6 protein-coding genes are annotated in these 6295 nt (G+C 43.7%); 4 read left to right on the top strand and 2 right to left on the bottom strand.

Going from position 1 to position 6295, the window contains the following annotated elements:
* The first annotated feature begins 216 nt into the window (after positions 1-216).
* Positions 217-1404 (top strand): Xaa-Pro peptidase family protein, encoded by a 1188-nt coding sequence (locus UF75_RS24050; RefSeq protein ID WP_045577050.1) that lies wholly within the window; start codon positions 217-219, stop codon positions 1402-1404.
* 23 nt (positions 1405-1427) lie between these two features.
* Positions 1428-1628: a hotdog domain-containing protein gene (locus UF75_RS24045; RefSeq protein WP_197079526.1), complete on the top strand. Its 201-nt coding sequence runs from the start codon at positions 1428-1430 to the stop codon at positions 1626-1628.
* 128 nt (positions 1629-1756) lie between these two features.
* On the opposite strand, the gene UF75_RS24040 is transcribed toward UF75_RS24045, so the two are convergent.
* Positions 1757-2404, bottom strand: a complete 648-nt coding sequence (locus UF75_RS24040; protein WP_045577049.1) for a flavodoxin family protein — start codon at positions 2402-2404, stop codon at positions 1757-1759.
* 351 nt (positions 2405-2755) lie between these two features.
* Here UF75_RS24040 and UF75_RS24035 point away from each other — a divergent pair, with 351 nt between their 5' ends.
* Positions 2756-3931, top strand: coding sequence for an MFS transporter (locus UF75_RS24035; protein ID WP_242860411.1), 1176 nt, complete (start codon positions 2756-2758; stop codon positions 3929-3931).
* Positions 3932-4020: 89 nt separating this feature from the next.
* Here the strand turns inward: UF75_RS24035 and UF75_RS24030 are convergent, their stop codons facing one another.
* Positions 4021-4392 (bottom strand): hypothetical protein, encoded by a 372-nt coding sequence (locus UF75_RS24030; protein WP_045577047.1) that lies wholly within the window; start codon positions 4390-4392, stop codon positions 4021-4023.
* A 238-nt stretch (positions 4393-4630) separates the two neighbouring features.
* Between UF75_RS24030 and UF75_RS24025 the strand changes: the two genes are divergently transcribed.
* Positions 4631-6295, top strand: a 1665-nt coding sequence (locus UF75_RS24025) for an exonuclease domain-containing protein (RefSeq protein WP_045577046.1), incomplete at its 3' end; no start/stop codon positions are given.

Genomic DNA, 6295 nt, shown 5'->3' with positions numbered 1-6295 from the left:
CAAATGGATAGTATTAAAGGATATAACTAACGAAGAAATGGTAGAAATGGTTATATCTTTCCACGAAACCCTGGCCAAAGGTTTAGTCAACAACAAGTTGCTATTCTGAAAGGACTTTTGTTATCAGTGTTTGAACAACGGTCCTTATTGTTTAAAGAAGAAGTGAACGTCCGTACGTTCGCTATTTAACTTACATGAAAAGAGAGGTGTTATATAATGAGGTTGACTCCAGCAGGTGAACTGACAAGGCGGATTACCGCATTGCAAAAACTGTTGCAGCAAAAAGGCGTTGACGGTGCGTTAATCGTGGATAGCGCGGATATGTTTTATTTTGCGGGCACCGCTCATCGTGCCCACCTGTTTATCCCTGCGGAGGGCAAGCCTTTGTTGATGGTGAAAAGAAGCTTTACCCGTGCCCAAGGAGAATCGGCGTTGGAAGATATCGTTCCCTTGGCTAATGTGAAAGACTTGACCAAAATGCTAAATGTGTATGGATATAATAACATAACTACCTTGGGGCTTGAGCTGGACGTATTGCCTGCGGCGCTGTACCTGCTTTTTCAAAAGCTATTTGAGGGTGCTCAGATTGTAGATATCAGTGGATTAATTCGTTCTGTGCGCATGGTTAAGTCATCCTTTGAGCTGGAGGTGCTCCGGGACGCCGCCCAACTTAATTACACTCTATTTTCCCGGGTTAAGGACTATTTAAAAGAGGGTATTACTGAATTAGAACTGGCGGGTCAGCTGGAGATGGTGTATCGCCTGGCAGGACACTCGGGCACTGTAAAAATGCGGGGATTTGACCAGGAAGTTTATTATGGCCACGTATTGTCCGGCACTAATGGGGCCATACCTAGTTGTATGGAAAGTCCCACCGGTGGACTGGGAGTAAGCATTTCCTTCCCACAGGGAGCAGGCTATAAAAAAATAGCCCGGAATGAGCCAGTTATGATTGATTTTGTAGGGGTTAAAGACGGTTATTTGGCAGACCAAACCCGGATATTCTGTATCGGTCAACTGCCGGATAAACTTGTACATGCTCATGAGACAGCTTTACTCATTCAAGAGGCCGTTAAGCAGATGGCTGTACCGGGGGCGTTGTGCGAGGACATTTACTGGTATGCGATTAATATGGCGGCCGAATCCGGATACGGAGAGCATTTTATGGGCTACTCCGAGCCCGTGCCTTTTATTGGACATGGAATAGGTATAGAACTTAATGAATGGCCGGTGTTGGCCTTAGGTTTTAAAACGCCACTGGAGAAGAACATGGTCATAGCCATAGAGCCAAAATTTATTTTCCCGGAAGGTGCTGTGGGAATAGAAAACACTTTTGTTGTGGGGGAAAAAGGACTGGAAACGTTGACATTGTTTGATGAAAATATATTATATGTCAAACAATAGCCCTTATTTTTGCAGGAGTGAACGTGCGTACGTTCACAGAAACAGTGCTAGAAGTTATTTGTGCTTTAGCAGGTCATGCCTTTTCGGCAGCCTGCAATGCATATGGAAAAACATCTTTACGACTCTCGACAACTATCCAGTTTATTGAATCAGCTAAAATCGGAGACAAGATAGTCGCACGTGCGACAGAGGTAAAACGAAACTATCGTACAGGATTCTATTGAATCGACGTCTTACATGAGCAAAATCAAGATAGCAACTATGGAGGCAGTGTCTTATCGCAAAGATCACTCTTGTAAGTAAAGAGCAAGCCACCGTTCACATGAAACGGCGGCTTGTATTGTAAAAGACGTTAAACCCTTGCCAGCCTGGCTCCCATATCAAAGGCTTTTTGACAATCCAGCGGGAATTGCTCTGCTTTTATTTGGGATTTGTGTTTTTCATTGAACATGGATGCTTCATACTTGGAGTAGTCATCAAATTGGTAGGTATCGGCGGAAATCATAAATTCAGAGGTTCCGTTGAGTAATTGCAGGCTATTTTTAGTTTGTTCAAATAGAGCTTCATAATTTACTCGCTGGAGAAACTCCTCAGGAACATTCATGGTATATATAAAACCGGAGGACAACTTCCCAGGATAAACGGAGCGATGCCCCTCATTATAGGAAAGGTTGGAAAAAAGCAACCGTTCCAGGAAAGAACGCATTAAACCGGTAACGTTGCCAAAATAGATGGGTGATCCCAAGAAGAGAACATCGGATTCCAGAACTTTTTCCAGAACCCCACTTAAGTCATCCTGCATAGCGCAGTGTCCGACAAACTTCGAATTCTTCCTCTTACAGGCAAAGCAGCTGGTGCAGCCTTTATAATTTAAGTCATACAAATGAACAGCTTCTGTTTTGGCTCCCACGGATTTAGCTCCATCAAGGGCTTTTTGCAATAAAGTATCCGTATTCCAATTTTTGCGCGGACCGCCGTTGATAGAAAGTACTTTGACCATCAGATATCGTCTCCTATAATTTACTTAATCCTTGTTTTGATCACAGACACTTTCATTATAATGGCAAGGAATAAATATACAAGTACGCACCTTTTTGTGCCTATGTTTCCGGCAACGGCTGTTCCGCCAAGACGAAGCATGGATTTTAGCCGGGCGTAACTGTAAACTTATGGGCACACTTCGGGCAAGTAACATGAAATTGCAGGAGGGGTAGAAAGCAATAATAAACAACGGATCAATACGGAAGATATGAAAAAAGAGGAGTATTCGTGAGATTTGCCGAAATTATGCCATAGAACAGATTTCTTTTTCTTTTTAATCTGAGAAAAGAGGCGCAGTAATTTGAGCAACATGTATTTAATTTTTTTGAGCATCGGTCATTTAGTGGTTGATTTAGGGCAGGGGATCCTGCCAATTTTAACTCCCGTGTTAGCGAAAAGTTTTCAGCTCAGCTATTTTCAAGTTGGTATAATCGCCCTGGCATTTACCTTTAGTTCAGCTATTATCCAGCCGATTTTCGGAGTGCTAAGCGACCGATACAGCATGCCTTGGTTAATGCCCGTAAGTCTTTTTCTTTCAGGTTCTGGTTTGGCTCTGACAGGTATGGTCCACTCCTACGGACTATTGTTGCTTGCGGTGCTGCTAAGCGGTATCGGGGTAGCGGGCTACCACCCTGAAGGATCTAAATTAGCCCATTTTCTCAGCGAAGAAAGCAAAGCAGGGGCATCAATGGCGATTTTCTCAGTGGGAGGAAATCTCGGCTTTGGCCTTGGTCCTATGCTGGCCGTGTTTGTATTAAGTTTTGCCGGACTGAAGTCCATTCAAGGTGTTATGATTCCTGGGACTTTGGCCGCGCTGCTCTTCTTGTTTTTATTGCCCAGATTTAAGTCCATCCTGGCTGAAAAAGCTCACAAGCATAAAAAGAATATAAAACAAACTGCAAAAAGTAGGGTTAGGGTCGGGAGCTTAATAATCTTGCTACTGTATGTAACGATAAGATCATGGATACAATCCGGTCTGGTTTATTTTATTCCATTTTACTTTCCAAGTTTTAGAGGAATTACTCAACCTGAATATTTAGTGAGTACATTTTTAATTGCAGGGGCGGTAGGCACGATTTTGGGCGGTCCTTTTGCAGACCGTTATGGAGGAAAAAATGGGTTGTTAGTTTCGATGCTTGTTTGCCTCATCACAATCTTTCCCTTTTTGCATTTAAACGGCCTTTTGATTCCCATTCTGGCTTTTATTGTCGGAGCAGCACTGATCTCGACTTTTTCCACGACTGTGGTATTCGGACAAAGGCTACTGCCTCATAATATTGGACTTGCTTCAGGGATGTTGCTCGGTTTTGGAGTCGGCATGGGTTCAATTGGGGTAACCATACTTGGAGTAATCGCTGATCACTTTGGTCTACCCTTGACCATAAACATTATCAGTTTGCTGCCAATCCTGGGAATTGTGCTTGCTGTTACCCTGCCGGATATTAGAGCACGGGAATTTTCTGCCGAGCCGAATTCCGCCGCATAGTTGCAAGTCTGTCCCAGTTGTAGAAAAGGAACGTCTTCTGTCAAATTTACCTTTTCAGAGGACGGTCATTGATGGTAAGATAAGATTAGCTAAGCTAAGACACGATTTAACAGCAAGTCGTGTCTATTTTTTAATATCCAGAAAATATCCAAAAATAGCCAAAAAATAGCCAAAAAATATCCAAAAAATCCGCAGACCCCAAAGGAAGCTTCTCGCACAGGAGTGAACGAATTCATGGAGAGGCGGTAAAGCCCACAAAGCTTTTGCGGGGAAGCGGAGCCACGGGTCCCCTCTCGCCGTCCTGCAAGAAGAATAATTCGTGCGAAGACAGTGTCTGCAAGAAGGGTAATCCGTGCGAAAACAGTGTTTTCGTGGGCTTCGGGGACACTCGGCCAATCCACACTGCAGGAGTATGCGTAATGAGCTGCAGTGTGGCGATAAGCTCGTCCGCTTATCGTCATGGCCAGCGGTTCACTTCAGGTTTTACCCGGAGGTTTGGCGAAGCTCCCGCGAAAGCGCGTGGGCGAGCCTCGGAATGCTGAGTGAACGGATGTGCGGGAAGCTGCCTGACCCGAACGACCCTTTTCAGGTATGCTAACACGTGCGAAGACGGTGTCTTTCAGGAAAGCCTAGCACGTGCGAAGACAGTGTCTTCGTGTCTAAACCGGAAAAAATTTTTAGGAGAGACTGACGAAGTACATGAAAAGAATAAGTGAAATTTTTAGTGATTATGAAGCAGAGGATAACCTCAATACTGCTATTGTACAAGCAGTGGTCTTAACTAAAAGTACAAAAACTCTGGAGATGAAAATCAGCTCTGATAAATATATTGAACTAAGTGAAATTGAATCCCTAAATCAGTTTATAAGGGAACGATTAGCCTTAGACGATTCAATCATCACGGTCGTTTACACTGAGGGAACTCATAGAAAGCCCTTAGAAGAGGAACTCAAAAATATTTTGTCATGGTTGGCCGATAAACATCCGGTCTTAAATGGAGCGCTCAAAAATTGTGACTATGAAATAGCACAAAATCATTCGATCAAATTTACGTTTAAAACGGCAGTTTCCTACTTATTAAAAGCGAGGGGTTACGATAAAAAAATCCAAGAGACCATCAAAAACCTCTACGACGCCACCTATCAAATCAATTTTGTCGATAATGTAAGCAGTGAAGAATTAAAAAGGCTGCAAGAAGCTACACAAGAAACGGAGATTCTGCTTCTTCAAAAGGAAGCGGCTGCAACACCAAGCCATTATGCCTCTGAATTCCCTAAGGAAGCTGGGCCGATAAAGCCGGAAAATAACGGAGAGAAGGACGGAAAAAAAGGCGATCCTTCCTTGATCTTAGGCAGAAACGCGAATATTAAGGACACGGTCATTAAAATTACGGACATTACACCGGATGAGGGCAGGATAGCTATCCAGGGCGAACTATCCAATATCGAAGCCAAGGAATTAAGAAGCGGAAAAACCTTAATTTCCTTTGATTTATATGACGGCTCAAGTTCCATGACCTGTAAGGCGTTCATCAAGCCCGGTGAAGATGGTGAAATATTATCCAGGCTTAAAAAGGCTAAGGGGGTCAAGCTGGCCGGAAATGCCGGCTTTAGCCAGTTTTCCGGGGAAATTGAGCTTATTGCCAATACGATCGTAGAAACAGCAGGCAGGAAGAAGGCTCAGCGGCAGGATAGGGCAGAGGAGAAGCGGGTCGAGCTGCACATGCATACCCAGATGAGTCAGATGGATGCCATGACCAGTGCTACTGATCTGATTAAAAGAGCTATGAGCTGGGGGATGAAATCTATTGCCATTACGGATCATGGCGTGGTGCAGTCTTTTCCCGAGGCCCATAAGCTCTTAGGACGAGATAATCCGAACATGAAGGTTATCTATGGAGTGGAAGCCTATTTGGCACCGGATAAAAAGTCATCGGTAACTAACGGCAAGGGCCAGAGCATTGATACTACCTATTGCGTGTTGGACTTGGAAACCACCGGCTTCTCAGCTGTAACCGAAAAAATCACAGAAATAGGAATTATGAAACTCAAAGATGGAAAGGTCATCGACCAGTTCAGCTGCTTTGTTAATCCAGAAAAGCCGATTCCAGCTAGGGTAATAGAGGTTACCAACATAACCGATGATATGGTAAACGATGCAGAAACCATAGAAAAGGTCTTTCCCAAACTGCTGGATTTTATCGAGGGAAGCGTGTTGGTGGCTCATAATGCTGAATTTGATCTGGGTTTCTTAAAGCATAATGCTAAGGTCTTAGGCTATGACTTTGCTTACACCTATTTAGATACTTTGTCCTTGGCTAAGGAGCTCTTTCCGGATTACAAAACCTATAAATTAGGAAGAATT

Source organism: Desulfosporosinus sp. I2, from assembly GCF_000960765.1.
GTDB lineage: Bacteria > Bacillota > Desulfitobacteriia > Desulfitobacteriales > Desulfitobacteriaceae > Desulfosporosinus.
This window is presented reverse-complemented; position numbering and strand designations above follow the sequence as displayed.